The organism is Dechloromonas sp. HYN0024, from assembly GCF_003441615.1.
Lineage (GTDB): Bacteria > Pseudomonadota > Gammaproteobacteria > Burkholderiales > Rhodocyclaceae > Azonexus.
The window spans coordinates 2,433,678-2,448,741 of sequence record NZ_CP031842.1 but is presented as its reverse complement, the minus strand read 5'-3'; the positions used below and the strand labels follow the sequence as shown (position 1 = coordinate 2,448,741).

The 15,064-nt window shown below is 56.8% G+C and carries 13 protein-coding genes, 1 tRNA gene and 1 pseudogene; 9 read left to right on the top strand and 6 right to left on the bottom strand.

What is annotated here, in order from left to right; translation table 11 throughout:
• Window positions 1-143 precede the first annotated feature (143 nt).
• Window positions 144-1,248, bottom strand: a pseudogene (locus HYN24_RS11700) (IS3 family transposase).
• Window positions 1,249-1,595: 347 nt separating this feature from the next.
• Here HYN24_RS11700 and HYN24_RS11695 point away from each other — a divergent pair.
• Window positions 1,596-3,950, top strand: coding sequence for a M48 family metalloprotease (locus HYN24_RS11695; RefSeq protein WP_117609412.1), 2,355 nt, complete (start codon window positions 1,596-1,598; stop codon window positions 3,948-3,950).
• Window positions 3,951-4,114: 164 nt separating this feature from the next.
• On the opposite strand, the gene HYN24_RS11690 is transcribed toward HYN24_RS11695, so the two are convergent.
• The 4 genes from HYN24_RS11690 to cobA all read right to left on the bottom strand — a co-directional run bounded on the left by HYN24_RS11690 (window position 4,115) and on the right by cobA (window position 6,775).
• Window positions 4,115-5,329 carry an integrase arm-type DNA-binding domain-containing protein gene (locus tag HYN24_RS11690; protein WP_117609411.1) on the bottom strand — a complete coding sequence of 405 codons (1,215 nt, stop codon included), beginning with the start codon at window positions 5,327-5,329 and terminating at the stop codon, window positions 4,115-4,117.
• 164 nt (window positions 5,330-5,493) lie between these two features.
• Window positions 5,494-5,578 (bottom strand) — tRNA-Leu (locus tag HYN24_RS11685).
• Window positions 5,579-5,606: 28 nt separating this feature from the next.
• Complete coding sequence (locus tag HYN24_RS11680) at window positions 5,607-6,014, bottom strand: Rap1a/Tai family immunity protein (RefSeq protein WP_117609410.1); 408 nt, start codon at window positions 6,012-6,014, stop codon at window positions 5,607-5,609.
• The gene (gene cobA / locus HYN24_RS11675) at window positions 6,011-6,775 is read right to left on the bottom strand and encodes a uroporphyrinogen-III C-methyltransferase (protein ID WP_117609409.1); all 765 of its coding nucleotides are present in this window, start codon (window positions 6,773-6,775) and stop codon (window positions 6,011-6,013) included. The genes HYN24_RS11680 and cobA overlap by 4 nt, the downstream gene beginning before the upstream one ends.
• 261 nt (window positions 6,776-7,036) lie before the next feature.
• Between cobA and HYN24_RS11670 the strand changes: the two genes are divergently transcribed.
• From HYN24_RS11670 to HYN24_RS11635, 8 genes are all read left to right on the top strand, one after another.
• A complete protein-coding gene (locus tag HYN24_RS11670; RefSeq protein WP_117609408.1) occupies window positions 7,037-8,722 on the top strand; it encodes a cytochrome D1 domain-containing protein in 1,686 nt (561 codons plus the stop codon).
• A 134-nt stretch (window positions 8,723-8,856) separates the two neighbouring features.
• Window positions 8,857-9,699 (top strand): ethylbenzene dehydrogenase-related protein, encoded by an 843-nt coding sequence (locus HYN24_RS11665; RefSeq protein WP_117609407.1) that lies wholly within the window; start codon window positions 8,857-8,859, stop codon window positions 9,697-9,699.
• A 14-nt stretch (window positions 9,700-9,713) separates the two neighbouring features.
• A complete protein-coding gene (locus tag HYN24_RS11660; RefSeq protein WP_162888713.1) occupies window positions 9,714-10,046 on the top strand; it encodes a plastocyanin/azurin family copper-binding protein in 333 nt (110 codons plus the stop codon).
• 4 nt (window positions 10,047-10,050) lie between these two features.
• A complete protein-coding gene (locus HYN24_RS11655) occupies window positions 10,051-10,350 on the top strand; it encodes a cytochrome c (RefSeq protein ID WP_305790975.1) in 300 nt (99 codons plus the stop codon).
• Between the two features lie 7 nt (window positions 10,351-10,357).
• Complete coding sequence (locus tag HYN24_RS11650; RefSeq protein ID WP_117609404.1) at window positions 10,358-11,521, top strand: cytochrome D1 domain-containing protein; 1,164 nt, start codon at window positions 10,358-10,360, stop codon at window positions 11,519-11,521.
• Entirely contained in the window at window positions 11,521-12,504 is a 984-nt protein-coding gene (locus HYN24_RS11645; RefSeq protein ID WP_117609403.1) for an Lrp/AsnC family transcriptional regulator, read from the top strand. Before HYN24_RS11650 ends, HYN24_RS11645 begins: the two co-directional genes overlap by 1 nt.
• Window positions 12,497-12,955 carry an Lrp/AsnC family transcriptional regulator gene (locus HYN24_RS11640; RefSeq protein WP_117609402.1) on the top strand — a complete coding sequence of 153 codons (459 nt, stop codon included), beginning with the start codon at window positions 12,497-12,499 and terminating at the stop codon, window positions 12,953-12,955. Before HYN24_RS11645 ends, HYN24_RS11640 begins: the two co-directional genes overlap by 8 nt.
• Window positions 12,952-13,428: an AsnC family transcriptional regulator gene (locus tag HYN24_RS11635; protein ID WP_117609401.1), complete on the top strand. Its 477-nt coding sequence runs from the start codon at window positions 12,952-12,954 to the stop codon at window positions 13,426-13,428. Before HYN24_RS11640 ends, HYN24_RS11635 begins: the two co-directional genes overlap by 4 nt.
• 1,003 nt (window positions 13,429-14,431) lie before the next feature.
• Here HYN24_RS11635 and HYN24_RS11630 read toward each other — a convergent pair.
• Window positions 14,432-14,986 (bottom strand): hypothetical protein, encoded by a 555-nt coding sequence (locus tag HYN24_RS11630; RefSeq protein ID WP_117609400.1) that lies wholly within the window; start codon window positions 14,984-14,986, stop codon window positions 14,432-14,434.
• Window positions 14,987-15,064 lie beyond the last annotated feature (78 nt).

Below are 15,064 nucleotides of genomic sequence, written 5' to 3'. Positions count from 1 at the left end.
ATATCCGTGGCATCTCGCCCTCTGATGCGTAAATTGCAATGCATGGAAATTTTTCTTTGTGCTTTACAGTATCCGCGGTCACTCTAATATCTAGAACGTCGCTGAAGCACTCGACGCCCCCCCGTTTTCAGTAGCAGTAGGCTTTAGAGTCCGGGGTTAATTTAACCGATTTCTGGGCAAGTGATCTGGCATAAGCAGCAGGGGTCATTCCGCCAAGGGATTTCTTGGGCCGCTCCTCGTTATATTCCCGCCGCCAAGCTTCGATGATGACTTGGGCGTGGCGCATGCTGGTGAACCAGTGTTCATTCAGACATTCATCGCGGAAACGTCCGTTGAACGATTCGATATAGGCGTTCTGGTTAGGTTTGCCTGGCTCGATGAGGAACAACTGAACACCACGGGCATGCGCCCAGGTCAGCATGGCCCGGCTGCAGAACTCCTTGCCGTTATCGGTTCGGATCGCCTTGGGGAGTCCCCTCGTCTTTGCCAACTGGTCGAGAACACGGGTTAGTTGCAGACCGCCCAGTGCTCGTTCAGGAACAATGGCCACAGCTTCATGAGTCGCGTCATCGACCACGGTGAGATTCTTGATGACACGTCCTTCTGCTGTCCGATCGAACACGAAATCCATCGACCAGACCTGGTTGGCCGCCAAGGGGCGTTCTAAGGGATGCCGGTCGGCCGCCGGGATTTTCTTCCGCTTGCGCCTTCTCACTTGCAGACCTGCCTCGGCATAGAGCCGATCCACCCGCTTGTGATTCACGACCTCTCCTGCCTGACGCAGCTTCAGATAGATCATCCCAGCCCCGTAGCGCCGGTGGCGCTGAGCGAGCGTGATGATCCTTTCTTTCAAGGCGGTATTGCGATCCATCACCGGCCGGTACCGGAAAGCGCTCGGGCTCATGCCAACGAAACGGAGTGATTTCCGCTCGCTGAGTCCCTTGTCGATCAGGAAGCGCACCAGATCACGTCGTGACGGTGCGCTCACCACTTTTTTCGCAGGGCCTCTTTCGCAATCTCGTTCTCCAGCAGAGATTCCGCAAGTAAGCGCTTGAGCCGGGAATTCTCCAGCTCCAGTTCCTTCAGGCGCTTGGCATCTGAGACGCTCATCCCGCCAAACTTGCTGCGCCAGAGGTAGTAGCTGGCTTCCGAGAAGGCGTGTTTGCGGCAAAGCTTCGCAATAGGCATTCCTGCCTCTGCTTCACGCAGAAAACCAATGATCTGTTCTTCAGTGAATCGCTTCTTCATGTCCAATCTCCTTGATGGTGGGATTGGACTCCAAAGTCACGTGCTACTCAATTCCGGGGGGACGTCGCTGGCTTCTCCAAACCGGCGAGTCAGTTCAACCTGGTTTCTGGGAACTTGAATGCTCCAAGGCGGCCGCTGGCGACCTCAAACTCTAGGCCAGAATCCGTCTCGTAAAAATTCGCCGAATAGCGAATGCTCTGTCTGCAACATTGTTGATTGATCTGGGTCCGGATTGAATCATCTCAATGCCATTCGAAACCTAAGTAGCGATTCAAGCATGTCCGTGCATTCCCTCTTGACGAGTGATAATCTATTTTGGTTATGTCATTTTGATCGAGGACAGGTAAATGCGTGCGGCACTGTTGGTTGTCCTTATGACACTCATCGCTATTTCTGGTGTGTCAGCACAAAGCAATCCACTGTTTTGGTCAATTCAGGATGAGCAAGCCTTCAGTACTCGCCACATGCTCAACGGTCCTAATGGACTGTCGATTGTCTTGCCAGGTCGATCACTGGTCGCGCTAGCTGAAGCTAAGCGCAAAATTGGAGACCAGTATGGCTTACAGCCACTACTTGTTATAACGAACCAACCAGGCATTAATGCATTTGCCACGGAGATAAATGGAAAGAGCATCGTCGCGGTAAATGTCGATACGATTCTAGCCATTCGCGACGATGCAGATATGTGGGCAGCCTTGATGGGGCATGAGTTTGGTCATGTCTACCATAATCATGTGGCAAATCACCAAGCGCGAGCTTCCATAATTGGTTTAGCTGCACAAGTTCTGGATGCATATCAACAGCGCCATGGGCGGAACCGGACTGAGCTAATTAATTTCGGTGCTCAGTTAGTTGACAATACCTTTACCCGCGATCAAGAGCGGGAGGCAGATGCCTCCAGTATCGAGTTTATGACGCGAGCAGGCTACAACCCAGATGGGGCAATTCGATTACAACAGCTATTGATTTCGAACTATGGATCAGCTGGTGCATTGGCATTCCTACAATCTCATCCTAGCGGTGAAGAACGAATTCAAAACCTACAGGCAAAAATTACGGCAACATCAAGAAGCGCATTCTCCGATAGTTCGATTTCTGTTGTTGAGTTCCGCCGTTATATCGCCATCTGCGGTGGAGAGGCAAAAGAAGCTGGAGTTGAAAACAGCAAGGTGTTCGCCACGCAGTTTGCTTGCTTGAAGAAACAGAATCCTGAGATTGCTAAACGGTTTGCACTTTGTGCCAACGATTTGGCATCCGGTAAGAGACTCAATCCAGACTCTATGTCCAGTTGCGTCAGCAATGGAGACACGGGCACAAATCAATTCGGTTATGCACCATGGGTCGCATATTGCGGATTGGACGCCCGAAATGAAGGTGGTTCAGATGCGACTATTGTCTTTAATTTTAACAAGTGCATCTGGACGAATGCCTCTCCGACGGCCCTTCAGGGCTATTTGTGCGAAGCCGAAGCTGCGCAATTACGTGTTCCCGCTGAAAATCGTGCGACTGCATTAAGAAATTGTAGTCGAGAAACGGTTGAGCTAAAGGCGCGGTTTGATCGTTCGATATGGGAACTTGCCTGCAAACGAAAAGGCACAACGACCTCAACAATCAGAACTGAGCAAGAGAATCTCGAACGTGAATGCCTTGCTGCCGGCCCGGCAAAGGTGAATTCCGTGCTTGGTGCCAACAAAGGCGCGATTAGCCCGCCACAATTGCTAGCAGAGGTACGGGATGCATGGAGTAAACTTTCTGTGCCGGCTAGCATCACGCCAAACGAATGCGACCAATTAGCGACAACTGTAGCAATCGGAGATATCAAGGCGCATCCGGTTGGGTTCATCGACTCAATTGCGGCGGAGCCAATTTGCATGACCTCTGCAAAGAACCCGAAAGACAACGGCAGAGCAATGGTTTCTCTGGCTGCAATTTACCTCCAGCAAGGAAGGTATGCAGAGGCAGCTGAATGGGCAAACAAAGCAAAAGCAAAGAACGCATTAAATGCAGGCACCGTATTAGCGGTTTTGTATATCAACGGTTTTGGCGGATACGCCATTGACTATAGTAAAGCGCATGCATTGCTTTTGTCTGAGGCTAAGCGAGGGAGCGCTGACGCTATATGCGATCTGGCGAGCCATATTCGGGAGGGGCGCGGCATTGAGGCGCAGCCCGAAATTTCATTTGAGTTGCTTAAATTGGCGGCCGACCGAGGCGATGCACCTGCAATGGCTGCATTAGCTAACTTGTACTCGTCCGGCAAAGGCGTTCCGCTGGACAAAGCAGAGGCTATGCGTCTCTTACGCATAGCTGCGCCAAATTTCCCGCAGTCTAATTTGTCACTGATTGCAGCATTACGTAACTCACCGAATGTGGACAAAGATGAGTTGCGGCAAGTTCAAACACGAGCTTTGGAGGTTGCCAAGCGTTATGCTGATATGGGATCGCAGTATGCCAAGATGATGCTGGCTACGATTTACGCAAATGGTTTAGGGGTTCCGGTTGATCGGGGAAGAGCCATTGACATCTACAAGGAGCTGGCTAGTCGTGATTCGGTATCTGCACTCATGGCACTAGGATTTGCACATCTGAATGGTGCGGGTGTACCTCAGGACAAGGACCAAGCTATTGGTTATTTCAAGCGAGCTGCTGCGCATGGTAACAAAGACGCGGAAATCCAAATTGCACGCGCTCAAGCAAGATAATGCAGTAGCAGCCTAATGGTTCATGAAAGGCACAACTGTCCTAGAGCCAAAGTGCTGCCAGCCCGCATTTTTCGGATCACTCGCACCCGAACGTATGCACGCAACTCTTTGTGCATTCGATGCTCTTCCACTCAATAGGGAACATCCGTTTTGATGTGCCTTTACTAAGCCACGTTGCTATGTAGGGGGACAACATCTGCCCCCGTTTTTAGCTTGTCGAGATAATCAGCCCACAGCTGCATCATGGCTTTGCGTTCCTTTAGAAATTTGGTGCGGTTGTAGGCGGTGCCCAGTGCGTCTGCCACTTGGTGGGCAAGCTGGTGCTCGATCACTTCCGGCTTTACCTGTAGTTCCTCATGCAGAATCGTTCTTGCCATTGCCCTGAAGCCGTGCCCAGTGATTTCAGTCTTTGTGTCGTACCCCAGCCTGCGCAGTGCTGCATTGATGGCTGCATCACTCATAGGGCGCTGAGGGTCGCGGCCGGGGAAGACGTAGCGCCCGTGCCCTGTCAGGGCATGCAGCTCGCGAAGGGTGGCCAGGACTTGACCTGCCAGTGGCACAAGGTGTTCGGTCTTGGTCTTGTTGATGAAGTAGCGCCATTCGGCTTTGTCGAGGTCGAATTTCTCCCACTCTGCTTTGCGCAGTTCACCGGGCCGGACAAATAGCCTTGGGGCAATCTCTAGAGCGCATTTGACAACGAATGTACCCTTGAAGCCGTCGATGGCACGCAGCAATTCGCCGACCAGTTTCGGGTCTGTGATTGCAGGAAGATTTTCGGCTTTGGGGGCAGGAATGGCTCCGCGCAAATCTGGGCATGGGTCACGCTCGGCGCGGCCTGTGGCGATGGCGTAGCGAAAACATTGGCTTATCTCGCTTTTGACCTTGTGTGCGGAGTAACGAGCTCCCCTGGCATCAATACGGCGCAGCACTGTGAGGATTTCTGGTGCGCTGATTTCGGCGATTGGTCGGCTGCCCATCCAGGGGAAAACATCTTTCGCCAAGCGGGCTAAAGCCTTTTTGTACTGTGCTTCTTCAATGTTGCTGCGCTTATTTTCCAGCCATTCTCGACAGATTACCTCGAAGCTGTTTGTCGCCAGCTCTTCACGGGCAGCCTTGGTGGCCTTCCTGTTCGCGCTTGGGTCTATGCCATCAGCCAGCATTTTGCGCGCAGCCTCGCGGCGCTCACGGGCTTCCTTGAGGCTTACGTCAGGATAGACGCCAAGAGACAGCATTTTTGCCACCCCTTCAAACCGATAGCGTAGGCGCCACCATTTGCTGCCATTTGGTTGAATAAGGATAGAAAGTCCGCGTTCGTCAGCTACAGATTGTGGCCTGTCGCTCGGTTTGAGATTGCGGATTTTTGTGTCGGTTAGCGGCATCGTGTGTAACCCTTGTCTAGCTACCCCATGTTACTCGCACTGTTATACACACTGGAGGTGGGATGTTCTGAGACGATGTTACACATCGTGATGCAAAAAGCCAATAAAAAACCCGCACTTAGGCGGGTTCTTTGGCCCTGCTGAGATTACTTGAAACATCTCCTTGGTGCCCCGGGCCGGACTCGAACCGGCACACCTTTCGGCGGCGGATTTTGAATCCGCTGCGTCTACCGATTCCGCCACCGGGGCGATCGGAGCGCGGATTATCCATGAATCACTACTTGGATTCAAGCGTATCGCTGCATGGGAAGGCTTTGGCCAGCGCGCCGGCGACCAGGGTTGAAGGGCCGACGGTGGTTCTGGGTGGGACGCGTTCGACATGGATGACGACGGCGCGGACAAGTCGCAAGGACAGGTCCGGGTCATTCGGCAGGCAGAAGGCGTTGAGTTTGACCCCGACCTTGCCGGCCAGGTATTCGCTGACCGCGTAGCTGTCGGCGAAACCGGCGACATAGGCGATGCAGCGGGCGCTGCGGATGGCCTGAAAGGGGTCGCTGCTTTTCTGCCCGGCGTACATTTCTTCAGCAATCTGGCAGTCGCCGCGCAACTCGTCAGCCGTGTAGGCATGGGCCGAGGTGGCCAGGAGGGGGGCGCAGAGGGCAGCAAGCAGCCAGAGTTTTTTCATTGTCTTTCGAACCAGTTGAGTTTTTCGTGCAGACCGACAACGCTGCCGACGACGATCAGCGCCGGTGGTTTGATGCCCGATTCGGCGATGCGCTGCGGCAGTGTACCCAGTGTGGCGAGGATTGTCTGCTGGTCGGCTTGCGTGCCGTTGCGGACGACGGCCGCCGGGGTCAGCGACGGGAGACCGTGGTTGATCATCTGGCGACAGATTTCTCCGACGGCGCCGATACCCATGTAGAAGACCACGGTCTGCTTAGCGCGGGCCAGGGCGTTCCAGTCGAGATTGACGGTGCCGTCCTTGAGGTGGCCAGTGACGAAGGTGACGGACTGCGCGTGGTCGCGGTGGGTCAGCGGAAAGCCGGCATAGGCGGCGCAGCCGGCGGCGGCAGTGACACCGGGCACGACCTCGAAGGGGATGCCGGAGGCGACCAGGATTTCGAGCTCTTCGCCGCCACGCCCGAAGATGAATGGATCACCCCCCTTGAGACGGACGACCGAGAGGCCTTCGCGAGCCAGATCGACCAGTAGCTGGTTAATCGAATCCTGCGGCAGGGTGTGCTTGGAGGCTTCCTTGCCGGCGTAGATGCAGCGGGCATCGGCGCGGGCCAGTTCCATGATGGCGTCGCCGACCAGGTGGTCGTAGACCAGGGCGTCGGCCGAGGCGATCAGGCGGGCCGCCTTGACCGTGAGCAGATCGGGGTCGCCGGGTCCGGCGCCAACCAGCCAGACCTTGCCGGCTTGAAGTTTTTTCGGGTTGTTCATGCGTTATTCCTGCCTTTGGGCGGCCATCCTAATGCCGGAGGCGGCGCCTGCCAAGAGTGGAAGGTCAATGAATGCGGTTGCCTACTACCAAAGGACTATATGTCTAGTCATTGGTGACTATAAGGCTATGAATATAAACAATTTCTTATGGAAAAAGTCTTGATGAGTATCAAGGATGCGAGGCGGGCAGAGGTTCAACCTTGCACGGCATCGCGTTGAGGGGAATTGGACGCGAATTATTTCGATCCAGGAGATAGAACGATGAAGAAAACAGTAGTGGGGATGCTTGCACTCAGCGTCATGGCGCTGGCCATGGGTTCGGCTTTTGCTCAGGAAACCGAAAAAGTGGCGCCGGAAATGACATCGGCGGAAAAAGACGCCGCCAAGAAGATTTACTTCGAACGTTGCGCCGGTTGTCACGGTGTGCTGCGCAAGGGCGCCACCGGCAAGAACCTTGAGCCGCACTGGTCGAAGAAGGACAAGGACGGCAACGTTACCGAGGGCGGCACGCTCAAGCTCGGCCAGAACCGTCTGGAAAAGATCATCGGTTACGGTACCGATGGCGGCATGGTTAACTTCGACGACATCCTGACCAAGGAAGAACTGTCGCTGATGGCCAAGTACATCCAGAACAAGCCGGATGTGCCACCGGAATACAGCTTCAAGGAAACACTGGATTCGTGGAAAGTCATCGTGCCGGTCGATCAGCGTCCGACCAAGCAGATGAACAAGTACAACCTCAAGAACATGTTCTCGGTAACCCTGCGCGATACCGGTGAAGTGGCCCTGATTGACGGCGATACCAAGGAAATCCGCAGCGTCGTCAAGACCGGTTATGCGGTGCACATCTCCCGCCTCTCGGCTTCCGGCCGTTATGTCTATGTGATCGGTCGCGATGGCCGTTTGAGCCTGATTGACCTGTGGATGGAAAGCCCGGCCGTGGTCGCTGAAGTCAAGATCGGCTTCGATGCCCGCTCGGTCGACACCTCCAAGTTCAAGGGCTTTGAAGACAAGTACGCCGTGGCCGGCTCCTACTGGCCGCCCCAGTACGTGATCATGGATGGCGACACGCTGAAGCCGCGCAAGGTCGTTTCCACGCGTGGCATGACGGTTGATGGCGAATACCATCCGGAACCGCGTGTGGCTTCCATCGTGGCGTCCTTCATCAAGCCGGAATGGGTTATCAACATCAAGGAAACCGGACAGATTTTGCTGGTCGACTATTCCGATATTGAGAACCTCAAGACCACCACCATCGGTTCCGCCAAGTTCCTGCACGACGGTGGCTGGGATGTTTCCAAGCGTTACTTCCTGGTGGCCGCCAACGCCTCCAACAAGATCGCTGCGGTGGATACCAAGACCGGCAAGCTGGCGGCGCTGGTCGATGTCGCCAAGATTCCGCACCCCGGGCGTGGTGCCAACTTCACCCATCCGAAGTTTGGCCCGGTATGGACCACCGGCCACCTCGGCGCCGACGTCCTGACCCTGATCAGCACGCCCTCGGACAAGAAAGCGGATGCCAAGTACAAGGAATACAACTGGAAGGTTGTCCAGGAAGTCAAACACGTGCCGGGCAACCTGTTCGTCAAGACCCATCCGAAGTCGACGCACCTGTGGGCCGATTCGCCGCAGAACCCGGACAAGGAACTGGCCGAATCGGTGGCGATCTGGAATGTGTCCGACCTGTCCAAGCCGATCAAGGTGATCAATGTGGCCAAGGATTCCGGCCTGCCGGCAACCAAGGCCACCAAGCGTGCCGTGCATCCGGAATACAGCGCCGACGGCAAGGAAGTCTGGATCTCCCTGTGGGGCGGCAAGGCTGACCAGTCGGCGATCGTCGTTTATGACGACGCGACGCTGACCCTGAAGAAGGTGATCACCGATCCGAAGATGATCACGCCGACCGGCAAGTTCAACGTCTACAACACCCAGCACGACATCTACTGATCGACCCTGATCGTTTGATGTGACTTAAGGCTACGGGGGCGCAAGCCCCTGTAGCGTATGAATCAGGAGTACTCCGCGCCGGGCGGTTTGACGCTGCGCTGCGGGTAAATAATTTTTGGTGGAGATACACCCCGATGAAGAAAAATCTCGTTTCCCTCGCCGTTTTCGGCGCTCTCGCGGCACTCGGCTCGTCAGCGGCCCAGGCGTCGCCGGACTGGAACAAGGCCGCCAAGAGCACGATCCATGTTTTCCACCCGGGGGCTGCACCGATCGAGTGGACGCAGGGTAAGGGCGAGCACAGCGGCGCGGCCGGCCTGAAAAAGGGCGAGACCTGTGCCGGCTGCCATATCGAGGATGGCAAACTGAGCCTCGATCTGAAGCGGTTAGCCAGCAAGGAACTGGAGCCCAAGGGCGCGCCCAAGACGATGGCCTATCCAGTCACCGTGCAGGCCGCTTACGATGCGACCAATCTCTACGTGCGCCTGACTTTCAAGGCTCCGACCGGTGGCTTCGACCATTCCGACAAAGACAACGAACTCAAGGCTTCCGTGATGTTCCCCAATGACAAGGTACCGCTGGCCGATCAGGCCGGTTGCTGGGCGGCCTGTCACAAGGATGCCCGGGGGATGCCGGGGGCGGCCGATACCAAGACCAAGTACGCCACACCAGGCGTGATGGACTTGATGCAGTGGAAGAGCAGCGGTGGCGGCAAGGCCGTTGACGGCATGGTTTCCGACAAGCGCAACATGGAAGGGGGCAAGGCTGGCGTGGCGGCAGAAGCGACCAAGGCGGGCGATGTCTATACCGTGACCTTTACCCGCAAGCTGGCTGGTGGTGTCAGTCTGGCCCCGGGCAAGGCTGTCCCGTTCGGTATCGCCATCCACGCCGACAATGCCGGTGGCCGTTTCCATCACGTTTCCTTCGGCCATACGATTGGTCTGGGTGCCGATGGCGACGTCAAGGCGGCCAAGCAGTAAAGCAGTAAAGCCTCATGCCTATGGTCTCGCCGTGGCTGACCGGAGTGCCGCTGTGCCTGTTGCTCCTGTCGTCTTCGGCGCTGGCCGGGCAAGAGGTCGAGGTGCGGATCGATGGCTACCACTATGTGCCAGCGTCCGTCAGCATTTCGGTGGGCGACCGGGTGCGCTGGGTCAATCATGAAAAACGGACCAGCCACTCAGTTGTCTTTCCAGGAGAAGCGGGCCTCGAGTCCGAGCGGATGTTCCCGGATGAAAGCTGGGTGCGCGATTTCGATACGCCCGGACGCTATAACTACCACTGCGGTCCGCATCCGGAGATGGAGGGGGTCGTTGTTGTCGGCGAATAAGTGGATATTTGGCCTGTTGCTTCTGCCAACGCCGATGTTCGCAGGCGAGCCGGATGCCATGCGCCAGAAAGAGCTGGTGCATCTGGTGCGGCAGGATTGCGGCTCCTGCCACGGCATGACGTTGAAGGGGGGGCTCGGCCCGGCGCTTTTGCCGGAGAGCCTGCGCGACAAGTCGGCCGAGGGGCTGGCCGCAACGATCTACTACGGTCGTCCGGGGACGCCGATGCCGCCCTGGCAAGCATTTCTGTCCGAAGCCGAAGCGGCCTGGATAGTCGATAAACTGATGACGGAATTTCCCCGGTGAGAACGCCATGCGTCTGCTGCTTATTGCTTTGTTAGGCCTCTTGCTCAACGCCTGCGCCGGTCCGCAGTTGCGTGGCACGGGCGATCTCGGGCTGGTCATCGAACGGGCCGGCGGCCATGTGACGCTGGTCAATACCACGTCCCGCCAGCCCTATGCTCGGATCGGCGGTCTTGGCGATCTGTCGCATGCCTCGGCCGTCTATTCCCGAGATGGCCGCTACGCGTTCATCTTTGGTCGTGATGGCGGGCTGACCAAGATCGATCTGCTCGACGCCCGGATCGTCAAGCGCGTCATGCAGTCGGGCAATGCCATCGGTGGCTCGATTTCGCAGGATGGCCGTATCGTCGTCGCCCAGAACTACACACCGGGCGGCATCAAGGCCTTTGATGCCGAGACGCTCGAACTGCTTTCCGACGTGCCGGCTGAGTTCGCGCCGGGGCAGTTTTCCAAGGTGGTCGGTCTGGCCGATACCTCGGGCAACCGGTTTGCCTATGCGTTGTTTGATGGGGGCGAAATCCGGGTCACTGATTTCAGTAATCCGAGGCAGCCGACAACGCGGCGCTTCGCCGCCGGTAGCCAGCCCTACGATGGCCTGGTGACTCCGGATGGTCGCTACTACCTGGCCGGCCTGTTCGGCGAGGATGGCGTTGCCCTGCTTGATCTCTGGCAACCGGAAAAAGGTAGCCGCAAGATTCTCGACAACTACGGTCGAGGTCAGGAAAAACGACCGGTTTTCAAGATGCCACACCTGCGTGGCTGGTCGGTGGCGCAAGGCAGGGCCTACCTGCCGGCGATCGGTCGCCATGAGGTTCTGGTCGTCGACGTTGCGACCTGGCAAGAGGTCGGTCGTATTCCGGTGCGCGGTCAACCAGTCTTCGTCATGGCCCGGCCGGATGGCCGACAGATCTGGGTTAACTTCGCTTTCCCCGATAACGCCAAGGTCGATGTCATCGATACGCTGGCCGGCAAGGTGGTGCATGCTTTCGAGCCGGGCAAGGGTATCCTGCACATGGAATTCGCCCCGCGTGGTGAGCATGTCTGGCTCTCGGCACGCGACGACAACAAAGTATTGATTTACAACACGGAAAATTTTGCCAAACTGGGAGAAATTCCGGTTGAAAGCCCTTCCGGTATTTTCTTCACCTCGCGCGCCGTGCGCATTGGTTTCTGATGGACGCCCTGACCTTGAACAGCAGCCTCGATTTCCAGTTGCTCAACGACTATCAGCGTGACTTCCCGCTGGTTCCGGCGCCCTTTGCCGAACTGGCGGCGCGTCTCGGCGTGGCTGAAAAGGTCGTGCTCGGGCGGCTCGAGAACCTCCGGCGTGAAGGCAAGATTTCGCGGGTAGGTGCAGTCTTCGCACCGAAGCGCATCGGCGCCTCGACCCTGGCGGCGATGGCCGTCCCGGCTGACAAGCTGGAAGCTGTAGCGGTGGCCGTCAACCGCTTCCCCGAGGTCAATCATAACTACGAGCGCGAGCATCGCTACAACCTCTGGTTCGTCGTTACGGCAGCCACCGAGGGGCGTTTGCAGGCCAGTCTCGGCGCCATCGAGCAGGCCGCAGGATATCCGCTGCTGGCCCTGCCGCTGCAGGAAGAATTCCACATCGACCTTGGCTTCTGTCTGCGTGGGGAAAAGCAGAAATGCGTCGCTACCGCCCAGCCGGTGCTGCCGGCGGCCTTGATCGACGAAGCCGAGCGTCGTCTGGTCTCGGTGTTGCAGGAAGGCTTGCCCCTCTTCATCCGGCCTTTCGCCCTGATCGCCGAGCGCATTGGCGTCTCCGAGCCGGAGGTTCTCGGCCGCATCCGGCGCTGGCTGGAAGAGGGGGCGATCAAGCGTTTCGGCGTTGTCGTCCGTCATCACGAACTGGGCTACCGGGCCAATGCCATGCTCGTCCATAACATTGCCGACGACCGGGTCAGCGCCATTGGCCGCGCTCTCGCCGAAGAGCCTTCGGTGACGTTGTGCTACCGCCGGCCGCGCCATCTGCCCGAGTGGCCCTACAATCTGTTCTGCATGATCCACGGCCGCGAACGCGGCGAAGTGGAATCGATCATCGCCGACTTGCGCCAACGCCACGGCCTTGAATCCGCCGCCCACGAAGTGCTGTTCTCGCTGACCCGCTTCAAGCAGAACGGCGCGCGCTATGCGTGAGCTGGACGCAGTGGACCGGCAGATTCTGGCCGGGCTGCAAGGTGAATTCCCGGTCTGTGAACGCCCCTATGCCGAGGCCGCCGAACAACTTGGCATCGCTGAGGAGGCCTTGCTGCAACGTATTGAAAGCCTGCTGGCCGACAAGGTGCTGACCCGGTTTGGACCGATGTTTCAGATTGAGCGGCTGGGCGGGGCATTCGTGCTGGCCGCACTGGCCGTGCCGGAAGCTCGTTACGATGAGGTGACGGCATTGGTCAATGCCTTGCCACAAGTAGCCCACAACTACCGCCGCGAACACGCACTCAACATGTGGTTCGTGCTCGCCACCGAAACCCAGGCCGGCATTGCCCAGGCCATTAGCCGCCTCGAAGCCGACACCGGCTTGCCGGTCTACGCCTTTCCCAAGGAGCGCGAGTTTTTTGTCGAAATGAAACTGGAGGCGCGGCGGTGATCGACGATATTGATCGTGCGCTTATTGTTGCCACGCAGGGCGGCCTGCCGCTGGTGGCGCGGCCCTATCACGCCATTGCCGAGACGGTGGGGCTGTCGGCCGACGAGGTCATGCGGCGACTACGCGCCATGCTCGACACCGGCGTCATTCGTCGCATCGGCGCTGTGCCCAATCACTATGCCATCGGCTGGACGGCCAATGGCATGACCGTCTGGGACGTGGCCGACGACCTGGTAGACGCCCTTGGCGAGCGGATTGGCTGGCTCGATTTCGTCACCCACTGCTACCGCCGCCCGCGCGCCCTGCCAGCCTGGCCCTTCAACCTATTCGCCATGGTGCACGGAGCCTCGCGTGACGAATGCGCGGCCAAGGCTGGCGAAATCCGTACCCTGCTTGGCGCAGCCTGTCACGGCAGCGATATTTTGTACTCGACCAAAATCCTCAAGAAGACAGGGCTGCGCCTGGGCGCTTGAGTTGTCATGGTCAACCGGATAAAAAGCCGCGGAAATAGAATTCGGCTATTCGTCGGCACCGTGCCCTTTGCTGCCGTAGCCGGATTTGGAAAGCTGTCACTCAGGAGCGTTTGAATTCACCGGACTGCACGGCTTTTCGCGCAGGCACCCTGGAACGATGGGCTGGGCAATCATGACAATGGACTAGTCTAAAAAGTCCCATCGTATGGCCTCAAGCACCCCGTCGCTAAAACGAAAGGTGATTCTTGTATCTTGAACATGGTCAGGAGCGAAATAGACCATTGTTGAGCCAGTACGTGTTGAGGGTTCCCCATAGCGACTGGCAATTCGTTTTGTTGTGGCAGACCCAACAGCTAGGCGGCCAGAAACGGGATGCCTTCTCCCTTGGATTTCAACGGAATATAGGAGAACCTTTTCGGGAATTGGCCCCGGCCGCAACCACTCCGTGCGCACGCCAAGAAAAGAGTAGGTTGATACCTCATCCCTTGAACTCTCGACGTGGCGATTAGGCTGCTTGCGCCGGGAAACGAGCTTTCCGCTGCTTTCCAATCCAAGAGCGATTCCTTTGCCCAAAGTACCAAGGTTACTCAGTTCTTCCTTTTGCACGGCTGCCTCAGCCTCTTCGGCCTCAATTGCTCGAGCGGGAACTGACACGAGTAGCAAGAATGCTACGAGTAGCGAGCGAGCAAACGTAGTCATGCTTATGTGACCCAGTGTTAGTTGTGGAACCTAAATGAAATGATGTATTCCGTCATGATGGGATACCCCGTATCAAGCCGACCATCCAAAACAGGACGATAGCATATAATGAGAGCCCTCAGAGGGCTGCTATATGGCTATCCCACCACCGTCCGGAGTTGGCCGATTGTTGCCCGATACGCCTTCACTTCTGGGCAGTGAAGTCCCCAAAACCGCCTAGCCAGCGTTGTAAAGCTAACACTCAACAAAGTCGAACTAAAAGGTTTGGGCGGCTTTAGGTACCACGTCAGTGTCGAGCGTAGTGTCAGCGTGTATTGCTGGAGAGGATGCTCTTCCGCTGCATATAGGACACCAACGCACGTGTAACTTCCGGAGTGTTCTTGAAGTCACCTACGCCATCATGAAGCATGCGGCTCAGACCCATGCATGCGGCCTCTGGGGGCAGCACGCTATTGTCGAGCGTTGCACCATTCAACTGTTTCATTAGCCGTTGATTTGTAGCTTTCGCCGTTGTTACTAGTACTGATTGAAAGTAGCCTTGCTTGGCTTGTTCTCCGCCAACGGGAAGGTGGCGATCACCGATTTCGTTGAGTGCCGCTGATGCGCCGCGAAAAAACATGTCATTACGTTTTCTCCATTCGGTAACCTCAGCAACAACCGTAGCAGCGACATCCCCATCCAAGCGCCCACATATTTTTGCTGCAAAGTCGTGGGTCATGCCTCTTGCCATCACGGTTACGGCATCAGTTTCTAGGAGTTGAGGAAGATCATCGGTGTAGCGATTGAATGACGGTGATTGACCATGGGCCATGGTTGCCGTGGCAAGAAGAAAAAGCAGCGTAAAGCGAGGCAAAGTCATATGCGACCTAAAGTTAGCTAACGGCCCACCTGTCCGCATATTAATGAACAAGGAGCATGGAAGTTTTCCGCAACTGAT

Coding starts and splice junctions, on each gene's coding strand:
- cobA (WP_117609409.1), bottom strand. CDS start 6,775: ATGAACAACCCGAAAAAACTTCAAGCCGGCAAGGTCTGGCTGGTTGGC.
- HYN24_RS11670 (WP_117609408.1), top strand. CDS start 7,037: ATGAAGAAAACAGTAGTGGGGATGCTTGCACTCAGCGTCATGGCGCTG.
- HYN24_RS11630 (WP_117609400.1), bottom strand. CDS start 14,986: ATGACTTTGCCTCGCTTTACGCTGCTTTTTCTTCTTGCCACGGCAACC.
- HYN24_RS11650 (WP_117609404.1), top strand. CDS start 10,358: ATGCGTCTGCTGCTTATTGCTTTGTTAGGCCTCTTGCTCAACGCCTGC.
- HYN24_RS11640 (WP_117609402.1), top strand. CDS start 12,497: ATGCGTGAGCTGGACGCAGTGGACCGGCAGATTCTGGCCGGGCTGCAA.
- HYN24_RS11690 (WP_117609411.1), bottom strand. CDS start 5,329: ATGCCGCTAACCGACACAAAAATCCGCAATCTCAAACCGAGCGACAGG.
- HYN24_RS11645 (WP_117609403.1), top strand. CDS start 11,521: ATGGACGCCCTGACCTTGAACAGCAGCCTCGATTTCCAGTTGCTCAAC.
- HYN24_RS11695 (WP_117609412.1), top strand. CDS start 1,596: ATGCGTGCGGCACTGTTGGTTGTCCTTATGACACTCATCGCTATTTCT.
- HYN24_RS11665 (WP_117609407.1), top strand. CDS start 8,857: ATGAAGAAAAATCTCGTTTCCCTCGCCGTTTTCGGCGCTCTCGCGGCA.
- HYN24_RS11680 (WP_117609410.1), bottom strand. CDS start 6,014: ATGAAAAAACTCTGGCTGCTTGCTGCCCTCTGCGCCCCCCTCCTGGCC.
- HYN24_RS11660 (WP_162888713.1), top strand. CDS start 9,714: ATGCCTATGGTCTCGCCGTGGCTGACCGGAGTGCCGCTGTGCCTGTTG.